The 20,900-nt window shown below is 64.6% G+C and carries 19 protein-coding genes and 1 pseudogene; 5 read left to right on the top strand and 15 right to left on the bottom strand.

Translation table 11 applies throughout. The features are described 5' to 3' along the window. The coding region (locus HFRIS_RS00005) for an amidase family protein (protein WP_006461115.1) at positions 1 to 952 on the top strand (952 nt) is incomplete at its 5' end. Between the two features lie 46 nt (positions 953 to 998). Next, complete coding sequence (gatB, locus tag HFRIS_RS00010) at positions 999 to 2,459, top strand: Asp-tRNA(Asn)/Glu-tRNA(Gln) amidotransferase subunit GatB (protein ID WP_006461116.1); 1,461 nt, start codon at positions 999 to 1,001, stop codon at positions 2,457 to 2,459. Between the two features lie 61 nt (positions 2,460 to 2,520). On the opposite strand, the gene HFRIS_RS00015 is transcribed toward gatB, so the two are convergent. Continuing rightward, positions 2,521 to 3,447: a cupin-like domain-containing protein gene (locus HFRIS_RS00015; RefSeq protein WP_039873678.1), complete on the bottom strand. Its 927-nt coding sequence runs from the start codon at positions 3,445 to 3,447 to the stop codon at positions 2,521 to 2,523. A gap of 156 nt (positions 3,448 to 3,603) precedes the next feature. Here HFRIS_RS00015 and HFRIS_RS00020 point away from each other — a divergent pair, with 156 nt between their 5' ends. Beyond that, on the top strand, positions 3,604 to 4,494 hold the full coding sequence (locus tag HFRIS_RS00020) for a TauD/TfdA dioxygenase family protein (RefSeq protein WP_006461118.1): 891 nt from the start codon (positions 3,604 to 3,606) through the stop codon (positions 4,492 to 4,494). Here HFRIS_RS00020 and HFRIS_RS00025 read toward each other — a convergent pair. The 11 genes from HFRIS_RS00025 to aptA all read right to left on the bottom strand — a co-directional run bounded on the left by HFRIS_RS00025 (position 4,458) and on the right by aptA (position 17,454). Next, the gene (locus tag HFRIS_RS00025) at positions 4,458 to 6,053 is read right to left on the bottom strand and encodes a methyl-accepting chemotaxis protein (RefSeq protein ID WP_006461119.1); all 1,596 of its coding nucleotides are present in this window, start codon (positions 6,051 to 6,053) and stop codon (positions 4,458 to 4,460) included. The two genes, HFRIS_RS00020 and HFRIS_RS00025, sit on opposite strands and share 37 nt — an antisense overlap. A gap of 257 nt (positions 6,054 to 6,310) precedes the next feature. Beyond that, positions 6,311 to 7,804: a M81 family metallopeptidase gene (locus HFRIS_RS00030; RefSeq protein WP_006461121.1), complete on the bottom strand. Its 1,494-nt coding sequence runs from the start codon at positions 7,802 to 7,804 to the stop codon at positions 6,311 to 6,313. A gap of 15 nt (positions 7,805 to 7,819) precedes the next feature. Beyond that, positions 7,820 to 9,079 (bottom strand): Zn-dependent hydrolase, encoded by a 1,260-nt coding sequence (locus HFRIS_RS00035; protein ID WP_006461122.1) that lies wholly within the window; start codon positions 9,077 to 9,079, stop codon positions 7,820 to 7,822. Positions 9,080 to 9,246: 167 nt separating this feature from the next. Continuing rightward, positions 9,247 to 9,951, bottom strand: a complete 705-nt coding sequence (locus tag HFRIS_RS00040; RefSeq protein ID WP_006461123.1) for an ABC transporter ATP-binding protein — start codon at positions 9,949 to 9,951, stop codon at positions 9,247 to 9,249. Then, positions 9,948 to 10,715 carry an ABC transporter ATP-binding protein gene (locus HFRIS_RS00045; protein ID WP_006461124.1) on the bottom strand — a complete coding sequence of 256 codons (768 nt, stop codon included), beginning with the start codon at positions 10,713 to 10,715 and terminating at the stop codon, positions 9,948 to 9,950. Before HFRIS_RS00045 ends, HFRIS_RS00040 begins: the two co-directional genes overlap by 4 nt. Further along, positions 10,712 to 11,713 carry a branched-chain amino acid ABC transporter permease gene (locus HFRIS_RS00050; protein WP_006461125.1) on the bottom strand — a complete coding sequence of 334 codons (1,002 nt, stop codon included), beginning with the start codon at positions 11,711 to 11,713 and terminating at the stop codon, positions 10,712 to 10,714. Before HFRIS_RS00050 ends, HFRIS_RS00045 begins: the two co-directional genes overlap by 4 nt. A gap of 22 nt (positions 11,714 to 11,735) precedes the next feature. Further along, entirely contained in the window at positions 11,736 to 12,602 is an 867-nt protein-coding gene (locus tag HFRIS_RS00055; protein WP_006461126.1) for a branched-chain amino acid ABC transporter permease, read from the bottom strand. A gap of 187 nt (positions 12,603 to 12,789) precedes the next feature. Continuing rightward, positions 12,790 to 13,983: an ABC transporter substrate-binding protein gene (locus tag HFRIS_RS00060; RefSeq protein ID WP_006461127.1), complete on the bottom strand. Its 1,194-nt coding sequence runs from the start codon at positions 13,981 to 13,983 to the stop codon at positions 12,790 to 12,792. 19 nt (positions 13,984 to 14,002) lie between these two features. Continuing rightward, complete coding sequence (locus tag HFRIS_RS00065; protein WP_006461128.1) at positions 14,003 to 14,191, bottom strand: hypothetical protein; 189 nt, start codon at positions 14,189 to 14,191, stop codon at positions 14,003 to 14,005. 413 nt (positions 14,192 to 14,604) lie between these two features. Further along, entirely contained in the window at positions 14,605 to 16,098 is a 1,494-nt protein-coding gene (locus HFRIS_RS00070) for a CoA-acylating methylmalonate-semialdehyde dehydrogenase (RefSeq protein WP_006461129.1), read from the bottom strand. Between the two features lie 27 nt (positions 16,099 to 16,125). Continuing rightward, positions 16,126 to 17,454 carry an omega-aminotransferase AptA gene (aptA, locus tag HFRIS_RS00075; RefSeq protein ID WP_006461130.1) on the bottom strand — a complete coding sequence of 443 codons (1,329 nt, stop codon included), beginning with the start codon at positions 17,452 to 17,454 and terminating at the stop codon, positions 16,126 to 16,128. Between the two features lie 338 nt (positions 17,455 to 17,792). On the opposite strand from aptA, the gene HFRIS_RS00080 reads away from it, so the two are divergent. Continuing rightward, on the top strand, positions 17,793 to 19,211 hold the full coding sequence (locus HFRIS_RS00080) for an aminotransferase-like domain-containing protein (RefSeq protein WP_039873833.1): 1,419 nt from the start codon (positions 17,793 to 17,795) through the stop codon (positions 19,209 to 19,211). 71 nt (positions 19,212 to 19,282) lie between these two features. Here HFRIS_RS00080 and HFRIS_RS25740 read toward each other — a convergent pair whose 3' ends face one another. Next, positions 19,283 to 19,813 (bottom strand): DUF2520 domain-containing protein, encoded by a 531-nt coding sequence (locus HFRIS_RS25740; protein WP_244436239.1) that lies wholly within the window; start codon positions 19,811 to 19,813, stop codon positions 19,283 to 19,285. A 60-nt stretch (positions 19,814 to 19,873) separates the two neighbouring features. Next, positions 19,874 to 20,140 (bottom strand): annotated as a pseudogene (locus HFRIS_RS25745) (NAD(P)-binding domain-containing protein); the annotation flags it as partial. Here HFRIS_RS25745 and HFRIS_RS25750 point away from each other — a divergent pair. Then, positions 20,033 to 20,284 carry a hypothetical protein gene (locus tag HFRIS_RS25750; protein WP_244436244.1) on the top strand — a complete coding sequence of 84 codons (252 nt, stop codon included), beginning with the start codon at positions 20,033 to 20,035 and terminating at the stop codon, positions 20,282 to 20,284. The pseudogene HFRIS_RS25745 and the gene HFRIS_RS25750 overlap by 108 nt on opposite strands. Before the next feature lie 84 nt (positions 20,285 to 20,368). Here HFRIS_RS25750 and HFRIS_RS00090 read toward each other — a convergent pair whose 3' ends face one another. Beyond that, complete coding sequence (locus HFRIS_RS00090) at positions 20,369 to 20,815, bottom strand: winged helix-turn-helix transcriptional regulator (RefSeq protein WP_006461133.1); 447 nt, start codon at positions 20,813 to 20,815, stop codon at positions 20,369 to 20,371. Positions 20,816 to 20,900: the final 85 nt, after the last annotated feature.

A 20,900-nucleotide genomic window follows, 5' to 3' on the forward strand; every position in this document is an offset into this window, starting at 1 on the left:
CTCGATTCGCCAGCCGGCCTCGCTGTGCGGCGTCACCGGCATCAAGCCGACCTATGGCAGCGTCTCGCGCTACGGCATGATCGCCTTCGCCTCCTCGCTGGACCAGGGCGGCCCGATCGCCAAGACCGCCGAGGATTGCGGCCTGCTGTTGAACGCCATGACCGGCTTCGACGAGCGTGATTCCACCAGCCTGCAGCGCCCCAAGGAAGACTTCACCCGTTCGCTGAACCAGAGCCTGCAAGGCCTGCGCATCGGCGTGCCCAAGGAATTCTTCGGCGCCGGCCTGGCCGCCGACGTGGAAGCGGCCGTACGCGGCGCGCTGGCCGAATTCCAAAAGCTCGGCGCCACCCTGGTCGATATCTCCCTGCCCAAGACCGAACTGTCGATCCCCGTGTATTACGTGATCGCCCCGGCCGAGGCCTCGTCCAACCTGTCGCGCTTCGACGGCGTGCGCTACGGTCACCGTGCCGCCGACTACAAGGACCTGGCCGACATGTACAAGAAGTCGCGCGCCGAAGGCTTCGGTGAAGAGGTCAAGCGCCGCATCCTGGTGGGCTCCTACGTGCTTTCGCATGGCTACTACGACGCCTACTACCTGCAGGCCCAGAAGATCCGCCGCCTGATCGCCCAGGACTTCCAGAACGCCCTGACCGGCCCGGACCGCCAGTGCGACGTCATCATGGGCCCGGTCTCGCCCACCGTCGCCTGGGACCTCGGCGACAAGACCGACGACCCGGTGGCCAACTACCTGGCCGACATCTTCACGCTCTCCACCAGCCTGGCCGGCCTGCCGGGCATGTCGATTCCCTGCGGCTTCGGTCAGGGCGAAAAGAACGGCAAGCGTCCGGTCGGCCTGCAGATCATCGGCAACTACTTCGACGAGGCGCGCCTCCTGAACGTGGCGCACCAGTTCCAGCAGGCCACCGACTGGCACCTGCGCGAACCGGCCTGATCACCTGGCCCTCGTCACCAACAACAGCATTCGCAAGGACAACATCATGCAGTGGGAAGTCGTCATCGGTCTGGAAACGCACACGCAGCTTTCGACCCAATCCAAGATCTTCAGCGGCAGCTCGACCCGCTTCGGCGCTGAGCCCAACACCCAGGCCAGCCCGGTGGACCTGGCCCTGCCCGGCGTGCTGCCGGTACTGAACAAGGGTGCCGTGGAACGCGCCATCCAGTTCGGCCTGGCCATCGGCGCCACCATCGCGCCGCGCTCGGTGTTCGCGCGCAAGAACTACTTCTACCCTGACCTGCCCAAGGGCTACCAGATCAGCCAGTTCGAAATCCCCGTGGTCCAGGGTGGCACCATGTCGTTTGCCGTCGAGAAGGACGGCAAGACCGAGATCAAGACCATCAACCTGACCCGCGCCCACCTGGAAGAAGACGCCGGCAAGTCCCTGCACGAGGACTACCAGGGCATGACCGGCATCGACCTGAACCGCGCCGGCACGCCGCTGCTGGAAATCGTCACCGAACCCGAAATGCGCAGCGCCGCCGAAGCCGTCGGCTACGCCAAGGCCCTGCACTCGCTGGTGGTGTGGCTGGGCATCTGCGACGGCAACATGCAGGAAGGCTCCTTCCGCTGTGACGCCAACGTCTCCGTGCGCCCGGTCGGCCAGAAGGAATTCGGTACCCGCTGCGAAATCAAGAACCTGAACTCCTTCCGCTTCCTGGAAGAGGCCATCAACTACGAAGTACGTCGCCAGATCGAGCTGATCGAAGACGGCGGCACCGTGGTCCAGGAAACCCGCCTCTACGATCCGGACAAGAAGGAAACCCGCTCCATGCGCAGCAAGGAAGACGCGCAGGATTACCGCTACTTCCCCGACCCCGACCTGCCGCCGCTGGCCATCTCGCAGGAGTGGATCGACCGCGTCAAGACCACCATGCCGGAGCTGCCTGCCGCCATGCGCGAGCGTTTCGTGGCCGACTATGCCCTGCCCGAATACGATGCCATGGTGCTGACCCAGTCCAAGGGCATGGCTTCCTACTTCGAAGCCGTGGTCGCCGCCGCCGGGAAGGATCAGTCCAAGCCGGCCGCCAACTGGCTCATGGGCGACGTCGCCTCGACCCTGAACCGCGAAGACACCGACATCGCCGACGCCCCCGTCAAGGCGGCGCAACTGGCGCTGCTGCTGAAGCGCATCGCCGACGGCACCATCTCCAACAAGATCGCCAAGGAAGTTTTCGCCGGCATGTGGGAAGCCCGCTCCGACAAGGACAGCCTGGCCGACGACATCATCGAGGCCAAGGGCCTGAAGCAGATTTCCGACAGCGGCGCGCTGGAAGCCATCGTCGACCAGGTGCTGGCCGCCAACGAAAAGTCGGTCGCCGAATTCCGTGCCGGCAAGGAGCAGGCCATCAACGCCCTGATCGGCCAGGCCATGAAGGCCACCCGCGGCAAGGCCAACCCCGCGCAGCTGACCGAATTGCTGCGCAAGAGGCTGGCAGGCTGATCCTTCCGCACTGCGCTGCCCATGAACGAACCCCACCCCTGGCAACAGGCGTGGGGTTTTTTCATGCGCCCGACAGCACCAGCGGCCGGCCCCGCGCCCAGCGATTGCTGGACAGCGAAAACGTCAGTGAGCTGACCTGGTGGTACCAGCCCGCCGGGATATAGAGCATCTCCCCCGGCTGCACCTCGCAGCACACCAGCGCCGCCTGGCGCGCCAGCGGAAAGCGCTCCAGGTCCGGATGATCGGGATCGAAGGGCGAGCCGAACAGGATGGCGTTGGCCTCCTTCGGATACAGATACTGGTCGTGATGCGGCGGTGCCAGCCAGACCCGCTTGCGACCCCACAGCTGGGCGAAGACATTGTCGTCATAGTCGCAATGCAGCGGCGTGATGCAGCCGGCCGGGCCGATCCAGAAGCGTGGCGGCCCCATCTTCTCGAAGAAGCCGGGCCAGTGGCACAGCGCATTCAATGCACGCAGTTCCAGGTTGCCCAGATAGGGTGGAAGTCCGCTCTCGTCCCGCAACGCCTGCTCCAGGTAGTCCACCAGCGTCATGTCCTGCATGGCCCGGTCCGGCGCGAAGGCGGTGTTGATGTAGTCCCCCACCCTGGCCCGTACCGGCAAGGCCCCGAAATGCTGGCGCAGCCCCTCCATGTCCATCGCCGCCAGCGGCCAGCGGCTGGCCATGCCGGTCATGATGAAGGGCAGGCCGGCGCGGGCGCGCTCGCGGAAAGCCGCCGTCTTCTGCGGGCCGATGCGCGGGATCGCCTGCACCGCCGGCAGCACGGCACTGGCCTCGCGAATGGCCTGGCGCATCCTGGCCACCGAGGCCACGCCGCGTATCTGCGCATCGCGCTGGTCACGCGCCTGCTTGCGCGCCGCCACTTCCTCGACGCTCAGCCCGGTGAGGTCGGCGCGCGGCGGCAGCCTGCGCGTTTTTGACGGGGCAGATTCAGGGGAATGTGAAGGAAAAGGCGGGCGCTGTGTCATCCGGGCTATTGTAGCGGCATGCCGTATCTCGCTCGGCGCATAAGGATATGAATTATTCTTCCTTGCTGGGTCTATGCCCCGGGGGGTGTAATAAGGGCTTTCCTGCCCGGGCAGTCGCGTCCGGGATCGTCAGGCCAGAGCGCAAGAGGAGCCCCCATGTCGGTCGCCACACCGGAACGCACGCAGCAGACCCAACAGCAATTCGAGATCCGTCCCTTCGACGCCCCGCTGGGCGCGGAAATCCTCGGTCTCGACCTGAACCTGCCGGTCTCCGCCCCGGAACTGGCGCGCATCCGCAGCGCCCTGGTGCAACACGGCGTGGTGGTATTCCGCGACCAGCGCATCACGCCGCAGCAGCACATCGACTTCAGCCGCCGCTTCGGCCCGCTGCAGGTGCACGTACTGAACCGCTTCCACCTGGCCGGCCATCCGGAAATCCTGATCGTCTCCAACGTGGTCGAGGACGGCAAGCCCATCGGTCTGGTGGATGCCGGTGCCGACTGGCACTCCGACCTTTCCTACATGCCCCGTCCCAGCCTGGGCGCCCTGCTGCATTCGCAGGAACTGCCGGCCGAGCAGGGCGACACGCTCTACGCCAACACCGCCGCCGCCTGGGACAGCCTGCCGGCCGCACTGAAGACCCTGCTCGACGGCAAGCGCGCCGTGCACTCCTACGTCTATCGCTACGAGCGTCTGCGCAAGCTTTCACCGTGGCGCGCACCGCTGACGCAACAGCAGATCGACGAAGTGCCGCCGGTTGAGCATCCGGTGGTGATCACCCACCCCGAGAGCGGGCGCAAGATCCTCTTCGTCAGCGAAGGCTTCACCTCGCACATCGTCGGCATCCCGCGTGACGAAAGCGATGCCCTCCTGAAGGAACTGCACGCCCACATCACCCGCCCGGCCAACGTCTACACCCACCACTGGCAGGCGCATGACCTGGTGTTCTGGGACAACCGCAGCACCCAGCACTACGCCGCGATCACCCCGCAGCACCTGCGTCGCACGCTCTATCGCACCACGGTCGAGGGCAACGTCCCGCGCTGATCGATCACCACCAGTGCCGTCGCGTCCAGGCGGAACACGCTGACCGCCTGCGTCAGCGCGCTCGCCTGGTCCTGCATGGAGCGCGCCGCAGCGGCGGCCTCTTCCACCAGCGCCGCGTTCTGCTGCGTGGCCTCGTCGATATGGGTGATGGCCAGGTTCACCTGTTCGATGCCGTCGCTCTGCTCCTGGCTGGCCAGGGTGATCTCGCGCACGATCTCGCTCACCCGCACCACGCTCTGCACCACTTCCTGCATGGTGCCGCCGGCCTGTTCCACCAGGCGGCTGCCATCGTCGACCTTCTGCACCGACTCGTCGATGAGTACCTTGATTTCCTTGGCCGCCGCTGCCGCGCGCTGCGCCAGTGAACGTACCTCCGAGGCCACCACCGCAAAGCCGCGCCCCTGTTCACCGGCCCGGGCCGCTTCCACCGCCGCATTGAGCGCCAGGATATTGGTCTGGAAAGCGATGCCGTCGATCACGCCGATGATGTCGGCAATCTTTTGCGAGGAGGCATGGATCGCCCCCATGGTCTGCACTACCTGATCCACCACCGCACCACCCCGGCTGGCGACCTGTGAGGCCTGCGCGGCCAGCGCGTTGGCCTGGCGCGCATTGTCGGCATTCTGCTTGACGGTGGAGGTCAGCTGTTCCATGGCCGAGGCGGTTTCTTCCAGCGAGCCGGCCTGCTGCTCGGTACGCGCCGACAGGTCGAGGTTGCCGGTGGCGATCTGGGTCGAGGCGGTGGTGATGGTATCGGTCCCGCTGCGCACGCGTGCCACGATGTCGCGCAGATTGCCATTCATGCGCTTGAGGGCGGAGAGCAGCTTGCCGGTCTCGTCGCGGCTGCTGCTATCGATGCGCGAGGTGAGGTCACCCGCGGCCACCGTCTCGGCCACCGCGATGGCCTGTGTCAGCGGCCGCGTGATGCTCAGCGTCAGCGCCCAGGCCAGCAGCGCCCCCAGCGCGATCTCGATGCCCCCCAGGACCAGCAACATGCTGCGTCCGGCGCGGTAGTTGTGATGGATCTCCGCGGCCGCCGCGTCGATGGCCTTCTTCTGGAATTCGGCATAGCGCAGCACGCCGTCGGCGTAGTCATCCATCATCTTGATGAGCGTGGTATCGGTCATCACGCGCGCCCCGGCATCATCACCGGCGGTCTTGATGTCGAAGATCTTCTGTCGCGTGGCGCGATAGGCGGCCCGCAGCCTGCCCACTTCGTCAAACAGCCGTTTTTCCTCGGGGTCCACGATGGCGGCCTCGACCCGCTTCTGCAGCTGGCTGATCTGGGCCGACTGGGCATCGATCTGTTTCTGGAAGTAAGCCTGGAAATCGTCGTCGTCGGACTTCATCACCGCCAGGGTGCGCACCCCGTTTTCCTTGATGGCGGCATGCCATTGCACGGAGTCGCGCTCCTTGGCCAGGGCCACGCGGGTCATCTCATCGGAGGCGTCGCCGATGCTGCCCAGGCGCCATACCCCCAGCCCCACCATCAATGCCATCAGCATCAGCAAGGAAATGAAACCGATGCTCAGGCGCACGCCGATCTTGAGGTTCTTCATGTCGTCCTCCCAAGGTTGCCGCAACGGGCTGGCGTTGGTGAATAGTTGTCGTCGTGAGCGCCGCTGCGGAGATGCAATAAAGATATAAACGATTTCCCTGTCTGCGCACCCGGTCATCAGGATCCAGGGGCAGAGCAGGTCAGCCTACCACGGGGGGCGACGATTGCACCATGTACTTTTGGGGGACTGTTGCGAGATGCCATTGCAGCATGGCAGGCAGCCTGCCTGGCTGCCTGCTCAGAGGGGGGATGAGAGGACTACCAGTCCATCTGTGCGTCCAGCGGATAGATGGGACGCCGTATCTTCTTGATGGGGAACAGCCTGAAATTGGCACTGGTCGGCCCGCCGCTGTCGGAATCGCATTCCACCAGCGCGCGGCTGATCGGCACGAATACCGGGCGGCAATACATGCGCGACTTCAGGATCAGGAAGGCCTGTTGTGCCGGGTCCAGTCCCAGGCTGGTGAATACGCCCAGGTCGTAGGGCTCCACCCGTTCCTCGGTGACGACGATGCGCGCCGCACCGATATCGAGGAGCACGCTGCGTCCCATCTGCAGCGTCGAGCCGGTATAGATCGGTCCGGTGACGGTAAAGCGGCCATCGCTGATGGCCAGCACCTTGCCGGTATAGACCGGCGGAACCTTGGTGATGCCCTGGGCACTCAGCGCCACCTTGTTGCCCACCGCCAGCGTGAGCTGCGCGCCGACCCCGGCGGCAACCAGTTGGGCCACCGCCTCGGGATCGCTGATAGGACCGACGGCAATGCCTTCCAGGCCGGCCGCCAGCGCCGCTTCCAGCACGTCCATGGTGTTGCAGGTGCCACCGGACATGACGTTGTCGCTATGGTCCAGCAACAGCACGGGACCGCTGCCGGCTGCTTCGGCGAGCTGCCGAGCCTGCGCCAGCGATTGCGCCAGCGGCAGGCTGTCATAGACGAAGTCATCGCGCTCGGCCCAGATCTGGCGGCCGATCTCGTCGGCCACGCTATCGGCCAGCGCAGCATCGTTCTCGGCCACCACCACCACCGACATGCCGGCATCATGGAAATCCGACAGGGGGAAGCCCGCCAGCACCGAGACCGCCAGCACGCCCGGCCGCTGCTCGGCCTGCTTGGCCGCCTCCACCGCGCGCTGCATGGCCGAGGCCGAGGTATTGCTGGTCAGCGTGGCCGACAGCACCGGCACCTGGCGCCAGCCCAGGCGCGGGCGGGATTTCTCCTGCAGCAGGGCCACCAGCAGGCGGCCGGCATGCTCGCCGGTCTCGTACATATCGACGTGCGGATAGGTCTTGAAGCTGACGATCACGTCGGCATTGGCCACCATCCTGGGCGTGACATTGCCGTGCAGGTCCAGCGCCACCCCCAGCGGCGTATGCGGGGCGATGCGGCGGATGCGTTCCAGCAGCACGCCTTCGCCATCGTCGGCGTTCTCCGCCACCATGGCGCCGTGCAGGTCCAGCAGGATGGCATCGCAGCCGGCCTCGATGGCCCGCACGATGCCGTCGCACATCACGGTATAGGCATCGGCCGCCACGGCGGCGCTGGGATTGGCCCAGGCTGCCAGCGGCGTGACGATCTCCGCGCCCAGCCCCTCGGCGATATCGAGGAAGGCGCCCATGGCCGTGCGCGCCCCTTTCTGGTCACGGTAGGCCGCCTCGTCCCATTGCGGGGCGAAGGCGTCCAGGGGAGTGGGAATCGGCGAGAAGGTATTGGTCTCGTGATTCATGCGTGCAATGACGATTTTCGGTTTCATGATCACTTTCCTGCATTAATCCCTGACCACGCCGGCACTGGCCAGCATGGCCTGCAGCAGCACGTTGCAGCCGGCTTCGAGGTGCTCGGGGCGGGCATCCTCGATCTCGTTGTGGGACACGCCGTCCTTGCACGGCACGAAGATCATCCCGGCCGGTGCCAGGCGCGCCGCGTAGATGGCGTCATGGCCGGCACCGGAGACCACGTCCATGGTCTTGTAGCCCAGCGCCGCAGAGGCGGCGCGCACATTGTCCACGCAATCCGGATGGAAGGGGCAGGGCGGGAAGTAGGACACCCGCTCCAGCTCGATGGACAGCCCGGTCTTCTGGCGCATCGCCTCCAGGTAGGCCACCAGGTCTTCATGCATGCGGTTGAGCGATTCGTCGCTCACGTTGCGCAGGTCGATGGAAAACTTCACCTGCCCCGGGATCACGTTGCGGCTGTTGGGCATCACCTGCACCTGGCCCACCGTGCCACGGCCATAGGGCGGGTAGCGGTGGGCGATGGCCACCACCTCCTGCATGATGTACGTGGACACCTGCAGCGCATCCTTGCGGATTTCCATCGGTGTCGGACCGGCGTGCGATTCGAAGCCGGTCACCGTGCAGTCGTACCAGGACAGCCCCAGCACCGCCGGCACCACGCCGATGACGGTGTCAGCGTTTTCCAGCACCGGCCCCTGTTCGATGTGGGCCTCGTAGTAGGCGCCGATGGGATGGTCACCGCAGACCTGGTCGCCGATGTAGCCGATGCGCTCCAGTTCATCGCGCACCTTCTTGCCGTCGATATCGGTGGCGTTGTAGGCATGCTCCAGCGTGAAGGCGCCGCAGAAGACGCCCGAGCCCATCATCACCGGCACGAAGCGCGAGCCTTCCTCGTTGGTCCAGACCGCCACCTCGATGGGCGCCTCGGTCTGGATGCCGTGCTGGTTCAGCGTGCGGATCACCTCGATGCCCGAGAGCACGCCATAGTTGCCGTCGAACTTGCCGCCGGTCGGCTGGGTATCGATGTGCGAACCGGTCATCACCGGCGGCAAGGCATTGTTGCGGCCGGGCCGGCGCATGAAGATGTTGCCGATCTGGTCCACCACCACGCTCATGCCCTCGGCACGTGCCCAGGAGGTGACCAGGTCGCGGCCCTGCTTGTCCAGGTCGGTCAGCGCCAGGCGGCACACGCCCCCCTTTTGCGTGCCGCCGATCCTGGCCAGCTCCATCAGTGAATCCCACAGTCGCGCGCCATCGACGCGCAGGGTGGGGGCTTGTGTTTTCATGTCCATTGTCGATTCCTTGTTTGGTTTTGCCACAGGCAATCCTTCGATACGGCCTTCGGCCTACTCAGGCCGAACGGGAGGAGGGGACGCCACCACGCGTGCGTAAAGCCATCCCCACCCCGTTCGACCTGAGTAGCCGCGCAGCGGCGTATCGAAGGACGCTCCATCGTCATTCATGCCGCCAGATTGACGCCCAGATAACGGTCCTTGACCCGGTCGTCGGCCAGGAAGGCATCGTTGCTGCCGCTATAGACGATGCGTCCCTGTTCGACGATGTAATGGCGGTCCGCCAGTTGCGTACAGACTTCCAGGTTCTGCTCCACCAGGATGATGGACATCCCGGTGGCCTTGATCTCCTTGATCTGCGCCACGATCTCGTCCACGATCACCGGTGCCAGCCCTTCCACCGGCTCGTCCAGCATCAGCACGCGGGGATGCGTCATCAGCGCCCGCGCGATGGCCAGCATCTGCTGCTCGCCACCGGAGAGCTGGCCGCCGCCGTTCCTGCGGCGCTCCTTCAGGCGCGGGAAGATGGTGTAGATTTCTTCCAGCCCCCAGGCCGACTCCTTGCGCGCGGCCATGGTCAGGTTCTCTTCCACGGTCAGCAGCTTGAAGATGCCGCGATGCTCCGGCACCAGACATACCCCGCGCGCGGCGATCTTGTACGAAGGCAGGCCACTGATGCGCTGGCCCTCGAACAGGACCTGTCCCTGCGCCGGTGGCACCACGCCGACGATGCTCTTCAAGGTGGTGGTCTTGCCGGCGCCATTGCGCCCCAGCAGCGTCACCACCTCGCCGGCATCGACCTCCAGCGAGATGCCCTGCAGGATGTGGCTCTTGCCATAGTAGCCGTGAACGTCTTGTACTTGCAGGATCATGCCTTGCCTCCGGTGATCATGCTGCCCAGGTAGGCCAGCCTTACCCGTTCGTCGTTGCGGATCTCGGCCGGCTTGCCCTGCGCCAGGATCTGGCCCAGCTGCATCACGGTGATGCGGTCGGAAATGTCCATCACGATGTCCATGTTGTGTTCGATCAGCACCACCGTATAGTCGTGGCGCAGGCCGTGGATCAACTGCTTCATCTCGGCGATGTCGTCGATGCCCATGCCCGAGGTCGGCTCATCCAGGAAGATCACCTTGGGTCGCCCGGCCATGGCCATGCCCACTTCCAGCCGGCGCTGCTGGCCGTGCGACAGTTCGGCGCAAGCGCGTTCGGCCACCGCCTGCAACGACAGGCGCGTCAGCAGCGTATCGGCCAGCGCGCAGGCCGCTTCGAACTGCTCGGCCCGCTTCCAGGGATTGAGTGCGGCCAGCGGAGCGCGACCCTGTGCCGCCAGCCGCAGGTTTTCGCGCACGCTCAGGTTGGGGAACAGGCTGGTCACCTGGAACGAGCGCGCCAGTCCCTTCTGCACGCGCCGGTTGCCCGGCAGGTGCGACACTTCCTCGCCCTCCACCAGGATGCTGCCTTCGGTGATGGGCGTGGTCCCGGTCAGGGTATGGAACAGCGTGGTCTTGCCCGCGCCATTGGGGCCGATCACCGAATGCACGGTGCCGCCTTCGATATCGAGCGTGATGCCGTTGACGGCGGTGAACTTGCCGTAGCGCTTGGTCACGTTGACCGCTTGCAGGATGGGGCGGCTCATGGGTGCTTCTCCTGGGTGACGGCGGCCTGCGGCTCGGCCTCCCGGGCCTTGGTGCCGCGTACGCTATCGATGATCTTCATCGCCAGACCGAACAGGCCTTTCTGCATGTACAGGCTCACCGCGATCAGCAGCAGGCCCAGCAGCATCAGCCAGCGCGGCCACAGGCTGGAAAGCCAGTTGCCCACCAGCACGTAGAAGCTGGCACCCAGCAGCGAGGCGAACAGGTTGCCGGTGCCACCGATGACAGTCATCACCAGGATCGCCTCGCTGGTGTGGTACTCGATGTTGGACAGCGGCGCCACCCCGGTCATCATCGCGTGCAGGCCACCGGCCAGCCCCGTGACCGCGCCCGAGATGACGAAGGCCGCCAGCTTCAGCAGCCGCACGTCATAGCCCAGCGCCGAGGCTCGCGCTTCGTTCTCGCGCACCGCCAGCAGGGTCTTGCCCAGCACCGAATCGACCACCCGCTGCAGCAGCCAGAACACCAGCACGAACAGGATGGCCACCACCGTGTAGTACTGCCACGACGAGGTGGTCGGCAGCAGCGTCAGGCCGAACAGCGACAGCGGCGGACGCGGGATATCCAGCAGGCCGTTGTCGCCGCCCGTGACGTCCTTCATCGTATAGGCCAGGAAGTAGAACATCTGGGCGAAGGCCAGCGTCAGCATCACGAAGTAGGTGCCGCGCTGGCGGATCGAGAACCAGCCCACCAGCAAGGCCACCAGCGCGCCGCCCAGTGCCGCCAGCGCCAGCGAGGGCAGCAGCGCCAGCTTCAGCTGCAGCAGCACCACGCCGGCCGTATAGCTGCCCACGCCGAAGAAGATGCCCTGGCCGAAGGACATCAGTCCGGTATAGCCCAGCAGCAGGTTGCAGCCCAGCGCGGCCAGCGCGAACACCAGCACTTCGGTGGCCAGCGTGCCGGAACTGAGCAGCAGCGGCAACAGCACCACCACGGCGGCGGCCAGCAGGGTGTAACGGAAATGCGCAATCTGTTTCATGGAAACTCCCGTGCAGAAAAGCTCAAGCCGCACCCGGCCGGCCCAGCAGGCCATTCGGACGCAGCAGCATGACGGCCGCCATGGCGACATAGATCATCAGGTGTGCGCCCTCGGACCAGACCGTGCTCATCACGCTCTGTACGATGCCCACCAGGATGCCGCCGATCAGCGCCCCCCAGAAGCTGCCCAGCCCGCCGACCACCACCACCACGAAGGCAATCCCCAGCGCCTCCACCCCCATGAAGGGATCGGCACCGCGGATCGGCGCCGCCAGTGCGCCCGCCAGGCCGGCGGTGGCCGCCCCCAGCGCAAACACCAGGCTGAAGATGCGGTTGATGTTCAGGCCCAGCAGCGACACCATCTCGGTCGATTCCGAACCGGCGCGCACGATCGACCCCAGGCGCGTACCTTCCAGCACCCACCACAGCAGCAGCGCCATCACGGCGGTCAGGCCGATGACAAAGAGCCGGTACTTGGGATAGACGAAACCGCTCCACATCACCACCCCCTGCAGCACGTCGGGCGGCGAGACATTGTTGCCCAGCGGTCCCCAGACGGAAATCACCGCTTCCTGGATCACCAGGGCCATGCCGACCGTGAAGAGGATGTGGAAATGATGCGGCAGTGCATACACGTGGCGCAGTACGAAGCGCTCCACCACCCAGGCGAACAGGCCCACGGCCAGCGGCGCCAGCAGCAGCGACCACCAGAAGTTCAGCCCCAGGTCGGTGACCTGGAAGCACAGGTAGGCGCCCAGCAGGAAGAAGGCGCCATGCGAGAAATTGACGAAGCGCAGCAGGCCGAAGACGATCGACAGGCCCACCGCCAGCAGGAAGTAGAGCATGCCGATGCCTACGCCATTGGCGATCTGCAGCAGATAGATGTTCATGGAACCTCGTGAGGGGAACAAGGAAGTTCGGTAATGCCTCGATCACCGTTCGGACCGAGTAGACCTGCAGGGTCGTATCGAAGGCGCTCCGTCCTGGTTGCGCCGGGCGTCGCGCCTTCGATACGCCGCTGGCGCGGCTACTCAGTCCGAACGGTTTTTGACTCGCTGAGCCTCAGGGCAAAGGTCATCACAGCTTGCACTGCGTCTTTTCCAGCGGCAGGAAGGACTTGCCGGAGGAGACGATATCCGCGTAGTCGTTCTTGTTGGCCATCTTGGACTTGGCCTTGCCCTTGAGCAGGTAATAGTTCTTGATCACCTGGTGGTCGCCCTTGCGGATTTCCTCGGTACCGGTCAGGCCCTCGTACTTCATGCCTTCCATGGCCGCAATGACGGCCTTGGGGTCGGTGCTGTTGGCCTTGATGATGGCGTCCAGGATGATCTTGGTACAGATGTAGGAACCGGCCAGGCTGTAGTTCGGATCGATCTTCAGGTTGTCGTTGACCAGCTTGACGAATTCCTTGTTGAAGGGCGAATCGATGGCATGCCAGTATTGCGCGCCGAAGTAGACGCCGTCGCAGATGTCCGCGCCCAGGGTCTCGAACTGTTCCAGCCCCGAGGCCCAGGCCATGAGGATGGTGCAGTTGTTCTTCATGCCGAAGCTGACCGCCTGGCGCAGCGTGTCCGAGGACTGCGAGCCGAAGTTCAGCAGCAGCAGCACGTCCGGCTTGGCCGCCATGGCATTGGTCAGATAGCCGGAGAACTCCTTCTCGGTCAGCGAGTGGTAGCTGTTGCCGACGTGTTCGATGCCCTTTTCCTTGAAGATGTTCTTGGCCGCCGACAGCAGACCTTCGCCGAATACGTACTGCGGCGTGATGGTGTACCAGCGCTTGGCGTTGGGCAGCTTTTCCAGCAGCGGACGCACGGTCTGCTCGATGGCACCGAAGGTCGGCACCGACCAGCGGAAGGTGGAGCGGTTGCAGTCGCTGCCGGTGATCTCGTCGGCACCGGCGGTGGTGATGAAGACCGCACCGGCCTTGTCGGCTTCCTTGCCCATGGCCAGCGCCTCGCCGGAGAGGATGCCGCCGGCGAAGAAGCGGGTGCCCTTCTCGATGGTTTCCTGCATCTTGCGCACGGCCGTGGCCGGCTTGCCTTCGGTGTCGAGGTTGGTATAGCTGGTGCTCTTGCCCAGCACCTTGCCGTACTTCTGCAGGGCCAGCTTCATGCCCATGTCGGCGAACTTGCCGTTGGCCGCGAAGGGGCCGGACATCGGCACCGGGCAACCGAAGGCGATGCTCTCTGCCTGGGCAAACACATCGTGGTAGGTCAGTGCGCCGGGTGCGGCCAGGGCGGACAGTTTCAGGAAATTGCGACGGCTGATCATGCTTGTTTCTCCCTCGAAGCTAACGATTGACAGATGACAGACAGATGACATCCATGGAAATGCGCAACACTGCATTACTGCCCATCAACGCAATTTCCATGCCCATCGCTCCCATGAAACTTAGGAAATGGTGGACATCGATGGATTGCGCAGACGTGAAGAAGCCACCGCCAAAAACCGGCGGAAAAGCCTGGAACCATAGGGGCATGCTGCCTTCCGGCAAGCGCGGAAAGCAGAGATCGTGATTGCAAAAAACGCAGCAGCGGCGCGCATTTGCGCCGCGTGGCGTGAGCCTGCATGAGGGCTCCTCCTGCCGCTCCGATGAGCGTGTCTCCAGATAGTTTGCCGTTGTCCCGTGCCGCCGGTGTGTGTCCACCGATCTGCCACGACGGTCTGTATTTTCTAAGCTTTTCGCCAGCGTATCTGCTTTTGGTGCAGACCGCACTGACGATTCTTATCCTGTGGGTTCAGGGTCTCCTTGTTTGCACCAGCGGCTGACGTTTTCTGCACCATTGCTTGCGTGAGTTGCATCATGCCATTCCGGGACGCTGCCTCAGCATACCTGCGCCTGCGTCCGCACAAAAGAAAAACGGCATGAAAATTTCATGCCGTCTGTCCTGTTTATTTCATCTGCGGGAAAGCGAATTCCGCCCCTGCGCTGGCGGTATTGGGCCAGCGCTGCATCACTGCCTTGGCCCGGGTGTAGAAGCGCACGCCCTCCGGTCCGTACATGTGATGGTCACCGAAGAGACTGCGCTTCCAGCCGCCGAAGCTGCTGAAGGCCATCGGCACCGGCAGCGGTACGTTCACCCCCACCATGCCGACCTCGATCTGGCGCACGAACTCGCGCGCCACGCCACCGTCGCGGGTATAGACCGCCACGCCATTGCCATACTCGTGGGCGTTGATCAGTTCCACCGCGCTGGCGATGTCGGGGCAGCGCAGCACGCACAGCACCGGGCCGAAGATTTCTTCCTTGTACACCGTCATCTCCGGCGTGACGTGGTCGAGCAGGGTGCCGCCCACGAAGAAGCCCTTTTCGAAGCCCGGCACCTGATAGCCACGGCCATCCACCACCAGCGTGGCGCCTTCTTCGACACCACGGCCGATCAGGCCTTCGATGCGTTCCTTGGCGGCGGCTGTCACCACCGGACCCATCTCGGCACCGGCGGCCATGCCTTCGTTGATCTTCAGCTTGCCTGCGCGTTCGGCCAGGGCCGCCACCAGTTCGTCACCGGCGCTGCCGACGGCGACTGCCACCGAGATCGCCATGCAGCGCTCGCCAGCGGAGCCATAGGCCGCACCCATGAGGGCGTCCACGGCCAGCTGCATGTCGGCGTCGGGCATGACCACCATGTGGTTCTTGGCGCCGCCCAGGGCCTGCACGCGCTTGCCCTTGGCCGACCCACGGGCATAGATGTATTCGGCAATCGGGGTCGAGCCGACGAAGCTGATGGCCTTGACCTGCGGGTGGTCCAGCAGCGCATCGACGGTCACCTTGTCACCCTGGATGACGTTGAAGACGCCGTCCGGCAGGCCGGCTTCCTGCAGCAGGTCGGCAATCAGCAGTGCGGCCGAGGGATCGCGTTCGGAAGGCTTCAGCACGAAGCAGTTGCCACAGGCGATGGCGATGGGGAACATCCACATCGGCACCATGGCCGGGAAGTTGAACGGCGTGATGCCGGCCACCACGCCCAGTGCCTGGCGCATCGACCAGGCGTCGATGCCACGGGCGATCTGGTCGGTGTATTCCCCCTTGAGCATCTGCGGAATGCCGGCAGCGAACTCGACGATCTCGATGCCGCGCGCCACTTCGCCCTGGGCGTCCGAGAAGGTCTTGCCGTGCTCGCGCACGATGATGCGGGCGAAGTCGTCGGCCCGTTGCTGGATCAGGTGCAGGAAGCGGAACAGCACCCGCGCCCGGGTCAGCGGCGGCGTATTGGACCAGGCCGGGAAAGCCGCCACGCCAGCCTTCACTGCGGCATCGACCTCATCGACCGTACCCAGCGCCACCTGCGCCACCGGCACGCCCAGCGCCGGGTTGAAGACATCGGCGTAGCGCCCGCTCTTGGTATCGACGCGCTGGCCGCCGATGTAGTGTGCAATCTTTTCCATGAATCTTTCTTGCGTCGTAGTGAGGGATCAGGCCAGGGTCTTGAGGATGGCCGCCAGCTTGCCGAACAGTTCGTCGATCTGCTGCTTGTTGATGATCAGCGGCGGCGACAGGGCGATGATGTCGCCGGTCACGCGGATCAGGATGCCGTCGTTGAAGGCGCGCACGAAGGCGTCGTAGGCACGGGCGCCGACGCGGCCCGGGATGGACGACAGTTCGATACCGGCGATCAGGCCGATGGTGCGCACGTCGATCACATGCGGCAGGCCGCGCAGCGCGTGCGCTGCTTCCTGGAAGTAGTCGGCCACGGCCTGGGCATTGTCCAGCACGCCTTCGGTCTCGAACACGTCCAGCGAGGCCAGGCCGGCGGCGCAGGCCAGCGGGTGGCCGGAATAGGTATAGCCGTGGAAGAGCTCGATGCCGTCCGGGCCGTTCATGAAGGCGTCGTGGATTTCCTTCTTCACGAACACCGCACCCATCGGCACCACGCCGTTGGTCAGACCCTTGGCGGTGGTGAAGATGTCCGGTTCGACATCGAAGTAGTCGGACGCGAAAGGCGTACCCAGGCGACCGAAGCCGGTGATCACTTCATCGAAGATCAGCAGGATGCCGTGCTTGGTGCACAGCTCGCGCAGACGCTTGAGGTAACCCTTGGGCGGGATCAGCACGCCGGTGGAACCAGCCACCGGCTCGACGATGACGGCGGCGATGTTGGAAGCGTCATGCAGGGCGACGATGCGTTCCAGCTCGTCGGCCAGGTGCGCGCCGTATTCCGGCTCGCCCTTGGTGAAGGCGTTCTTTTCCAGGTTGTGGGTGTGCGGCAGGTGGTCCACGCCTTGCAGCAGCGCGGTGCTGAAGGTCTTGCGATTGCCGCCGATGCCGCCCACCGACATGCCGCCGAAGCCCACGCCGTGATAGCCGCGCTCGCGGCCGATCAGGCGGGTACGGGTGGCATTGCCCTTGGCGCGGTGATAGGCCAGCGCGATCTTGAGCGCCGTATCCACCGCTTCCGAACCGGAGCCGGTATAGAACACGTTGGCGAAGCGGTTGCCGGTGTAGGCCTTGAGGCGTTCGGCCAGTTCGAAGGCGCTGGGGTGACCCAGCTGGAAGGAGGGCGCGTAGTCCAGCGTGGCCACCGACTTTTGCACGGCCGAGACGATCTTGGGATGGGCGTGGCCCAGCGGCACGCACCACAGGCCGGCGGTGCCGTCCAGGATGGCATTGCCGGCATCATCGCGGTAATGCATGCCCTCGGCCGAGACCAGCATGCGCGGCGCGGCCTTGAAGTTGCGGTTGGCGGTAAAGGGCATCCAGTAGGCCGACAGGCTGGAAGGATGCGAATGGTCTTGACTGGACATGGCAGGCACCGATGGAAAAGGTAAAAGGAGAAACCAGCAGGGAGTGCTTGATTATTGCCAGACACTGGCAGTATTGTTAGCTACACTTTTGATTTTGATCTGAAACTGTATTGTTCTGTGCGATAAACTGTATTGAGCTATCCGCCGGGAACGACATTGCCCGGCCGACTGGCGTCGATGGCCCAGCAGCCTTTATCCAGAAGGGGAGGGGAGCACAATGGTGAGTCCGCCTCGCCGCCGTCGGCAGAGCAATACAGTTCAGGTTTTCACAACACACATCTTCCGATTGCAGCAATGCAGTGGACATCATGGGCTCCATCCCGCCCGAAAGGATCAGCATGGCCAAGCTCCCGCGAGCGCCCCTGCAACTCGATCTGCAACGCAATACTGCGGCCCGCCTGGTCGAGCAGGTCGCCGACGGCCTGGCCGGGCTGATCGAAGCCGGCGAACTGCGCTCCGGTGAACGCCTGCCTTCGGTCCGGCAATTCGCCCAGAGCCACGCCATCGGTGCCTCCACCGTGGTCGAGGCCTATGAACAACTGGTGGCACGCGGCATGTTGCTGGCACGCCGTGGCGCCGGCTTCTTCGTGGCCGCACGCGCTGGCCAGAGCGGAGCACGAGCGGTGTTCGTGCCGCATGAACCGGTGATCGACTCGGCCTGGCTGCTCTCGGAAATGTTTGCCGACGAACGCGTGCCCATCAAGGCCGGTTGCGGCTGGCTACCCGGCAAGTGGCTCAACGACGAAGGTCTGCACCAGGCCGAGCGTCGCATCATCCGCTCGCCCGGCGCGCAGCAGGTGGGCTATGGCCACCCCTACGGCTATGCCCCGCTGCGCCAGCTGATCACGCAATTCCTCGGCCACTGGGCACTGGAGCTGGGCATCGAACAGGTGCTCACCACCCACGGCGCCACCCAGGCCCTGGACCTGGTCATCCGCACCATGACCCAGCCCGGCGACACGGTCATGATCGACGACCCCGGCTACTGCAACCTGATCGCCATGCTGCGCCTGGCCGGGCTGAACGTGATCGGCGTGCCGCGCACCCCGGGCGGGGTCGATACCGAGCAGCTGGAAACGCTGGCCCGGGCACACCGGCCCAAGATGTTCTTCACCACCAGCGTGCTGCAGAACCCGACCGGCACCTCCTACACCCCGGCCTGCGCCATGCGCGTGCTGCAGGCGGCCGAGCGGCATGGCTTCTGGGTGGTGGAAGACGACATCTTCCGCGAACTCGGCCAGGCCACCGATCCCATGCTGGCCGCGCTGGATGGCCTGCAGCGGGTGATCTACGTGGGCAGCTATTCCAAGACCATCGCGCCCTCGCTGCGGGTGGGCTACATCGCCTGCCAGCGCGAACTGGCGCGGCAGATCGTGCATACCAAGATGGTGCTGACGCTGACCAATTCGGAGATCAACGAACGACTGGTGCACAACGTCCTCACCGAAGGCCATCATCGGCGCCATGTGCAGACCCTCAATGCGACCCTGCTCAACGCCCAGGCCACTCTCAATGCCAAGTTGAGCGACGCCGGCCTGACACCTTTCACGCCGGCGCGTGGCGGCATGTTCACCTGGGCCACCATCGAGGGCTGCGCACTGTCGGCCCGCGAAATCGCCGACCGCGCCAGGCAGAAGGGCATCTGGCTGGCGCCAGGGGATTTCTTCCATCTGTCGGCACCGGACAGGACCAGCTTCCGTTTCAATGTGGGGTATGCGGATGTGCCGGAGTTGTTTGATTTCCTGCGGGGGCTGTAGGCCTTCTATCGTGTGCAACAGGCACCACTTGAAGCCGCGCGTGTAACCAGAACGGTCCCGGCCGCAAGGCACTATCGAACCGGCTTGTCCGTGCTGTCGAGCAGTGTCTCGATCTGCCTTGCCCGTCCCGGATCGATGCTGCCGCGCTCCAAGGCCAGGGGAATGTTGCGCAGTGCCAGCTTGCGGTACAGGTCGGCGGCGCTTGAATCCACGTGCTCCAGCGAAGCCAGATGTTTCTGGATCGTTCCCATATCCCCACGTGCGATGCATCCCCCCATTCCTTTGGCCAGGCCGGCATCCTGCACGGCCGCCACGGTGCCTCGCAGAAGCGGTATCAGGGCCGCCATGGACTGCCGCTCAGATGCGCCAAAGCCCGCCCACAGCTTGGCCCCCTCTTTCAACAGCGCGATCAGGAAGGGGCCGACGTAATAGGCCGAGGCGTGATAGAGCGGGCGGATACCGGCGGGGAGCGGCAACGGGACGCATCCGATACTTTTCGCCAAGGACTCCAATGTCGCCAGCAAGCCTTCTTCGGCCTCAATCCCGACCGTGCATCCCGGCAGCCCGGCCAGAGCGACCTCGGGATTGGCGAACATCTGCATGGGATGAAATCCTCCCACCAGGGCGCCGGCTTGCCTGGCGCTCACCAGGGCCGATACTTCCGTGGCGCCGGAGCAGTGAACGACGGCTGTCCCGGCTGCCCACGAAACTTCTTCGCAGACCGGCCTGATCGCATCATCGCTCACGGTCAAGAAGACGAGGGAGGATAGTTCAGCGACTTCCTGAGGCGAGCCGGCCATGATGGGCTCGGGACAGCGCGCATGGAATTGGGCGAGATTGGCATCGCTTCTGCTATGCACCGCCGCGACGCGATGCCCCGCCTGGGCGAACGCGGCTGCCAGAGTCTGGGCGACCCGGCCCGCTCCCACGAAGCCGATCCGCGAAAGCACATTCGCCGTTTGCATGGATTCTCCCTGATCAACGCCGCCAGTCATCGGGTTTCGCGGCAAATTGAAGCGCAACAGGTCGGCAAGGCCATGCGTGAAGCCTTGCGGATTTCCTCGACGACATGAAGACGGCCCGTTACCGCAGCTTTCATATAGTTGCGTAATACAACCATAGTCCAAGCAGGGCCGAATAGCAATGGCCTGGTTCGCTCAGGCGAGCTTTCGTACTTCGGTCGCGCTGGGGGGCAATCCACCGCCGTCCCTGGCGGTCGGCTTCATCAGCGGAATCGGCTTGCCGGTGCGTTTGTCGATGAGCACCGAATGGCGTTCGCCGCGCTTGAACAGATGTTGCTCGCCCCATTGCCGCAGCGCCACCACGACGGGGAACAGGCTTTCGCCCTTGGCGGTGAGTACGTATTGCTGATAGGCCGTGCCATCCGAGGCGGCCTGCATGTCGAGGATGCCGGCTTCGACCAGCTTGCGCAGCCTGTCGGAGAGGATGTTGCGGGCCACGCCCAGATTGCGCTGCAGTTCGCCGAAGCGACAAGCGCCGTCGAAAGCATCGCGCACGATCAGCAAGGACCACCGATCCCCGATCACGTCGACGCTGCGCGCAACGGGACAGGGTTCGTCAGTCAGGACGCTATTGTTTGGCATGGCATCTCCCCGAGCCGGGACGGTGATCAATCTGGTTGCATTATAAAACCACATCATCTAGCATTCAATGAGTTTCGATTTGCAA

The sequence above is a fragment of the Herbaspirillum frisingense GSF30 genome (assembly GCF_000300975.2).
Taxonomy (GTDB): domain Bacteria; phylum Pseudomonadota; class Gammaproteobacteria; order Burkholderiales; family Burkholderiaceae_D; genus Herbaspirillum; species Herbaspirillum frisingense.

Excerpts from the sequence above, each read along its gene's own strand:
- HFRIS_RS00040 (WP_006461123.1), bottom strand. The coding sequence starts at position 9,951 with ATGATCCTGCAAGTACAAGACGTTCACGGCTACTATGGCAAGAGCCAC.
- HFRIS_RS00060 (WP_006461127.1), bottom strand. The coding sequence starts at position 13,983 with ATGATCAGCCGTCGCAATTTCCTGAAACTGTCCGCCCTGGCCGCACCC.
- HFRIS_RS00015 (WP_039873678.1), bottom strand. The coding sequence starts at position 3,447 with ATGACACAGCGCCCGCCTTTTCCTTCACATTCCCCTGAATCTGCCCCG.
- gatB (WP_006461116.1), top strand. The coding sequence starts at position 999 with ATGCAGTGGGAAGTCGTCATCGGTCTGGAAACGCACACGCAGCTTTCG.
- HFRIS_RS00020 (WP_006461118.1), top strand. The coding sequence starts at position 3,604 with ATGTCGGTCGCCACACCGGAACGCACGCAGCAGACCCAACAGCAATTC.
- HFRIS_RS00065 (WP_006461128.1), bottom strand. The coding sequence starts at position 14,191 with ATGCCCCTATGGTTCCAGGCTTTTCCGCCGGTTTTTGGCGGTGGCTTC.
- HFRIS_RS00025 (WP_006461119.1), bottom strand. The coding sequence starts at position 6,053 with ATGAAGAACCTCAAGATCGGCGTGCGCCTGAGCATCGGTTTCATTTCC.
- aptA (WP_006461130.1), bottom strand. The coding sequence starts at position 17,454 with ATGTCCAGTCAAGACCATTCGCATCCTTCCAGCCTGTCGGCCTACTGG.
- HFRIS_RS00080 (WP_039873833.1), top strand. The coding sequence starts at position 17,793 with ATGGCCAAGCTCCCGCGAGCGCCCCTGCAACTCGATCTGCAACGCAAT.
- HFRIS_RS25740 (WP_244436239.1), bottom strand. The coding sequence starts at position 19,813 with ATGCAGATGTTCGCCAATCCCGAGGTCGCTCTGGCCGGGCTGCCGGGA.
- HFRIS_RS00070 (WP_006461129.1), bottom strand. The coding sequence starts at position 16,098 with ATGGAAAAGATTGCACACTACATCGGCGGCCAGCGCGTCGATACCAAG.
- HFRIS_RS00050 (WP_006461125.1), bottom strand. The coding sequence starts at position 11,713 with ATGAAACAGATTGCGCATTTCCGTTACACCCTGCTGGCCGCCGCCGTG.
- HFRIS_RS00035 (WP_006461122.1), bottom strand. The coding sequence starts at position 9,079 with ATGGACATGAAAACACAAGCCCCCACCCTGCGCGTCGATGGCGCGCGA.
- HFRIS_RS00055 (WP_006461126.1), bottom strand. The coding sequence starts at position 12,602 with ATGAACATCTATCTGCTGCAGATCGCCAATGGCGTAGGCATCGGCATG.
- HFRIS_RS00045 (WP_006461124.1), bottom strand. The coding sequence starts at position 10,715 with ATGAGCCGCCCCATCCTGCAAGCGGTCAACGTGACCAAGCGCTACGGC.
- HFRIS_RS25750 (WP_244436244.1), top strand. The coding sequence starts at position 20,033 with ATGGAATTGGGCGAGATTGGCATCGCTTCTGCTATGCACCGCCGCGAC.
- HFRIS_RS00090 (WP_006461133.1), bottom strand. The coding sequence starts at position 20,815 with ATGCCAAACAATAGCGTCCTGACTGACGAACCCTGTCCCGTTGCGCGC.
- HFRIS_RS00030 (WP_006461121.1), bottom strand. The coding sequence starts at position 7,804 with ATGAAACCGAAAATCGTCATTGCACGCATGAATCACGAGACCAATACC.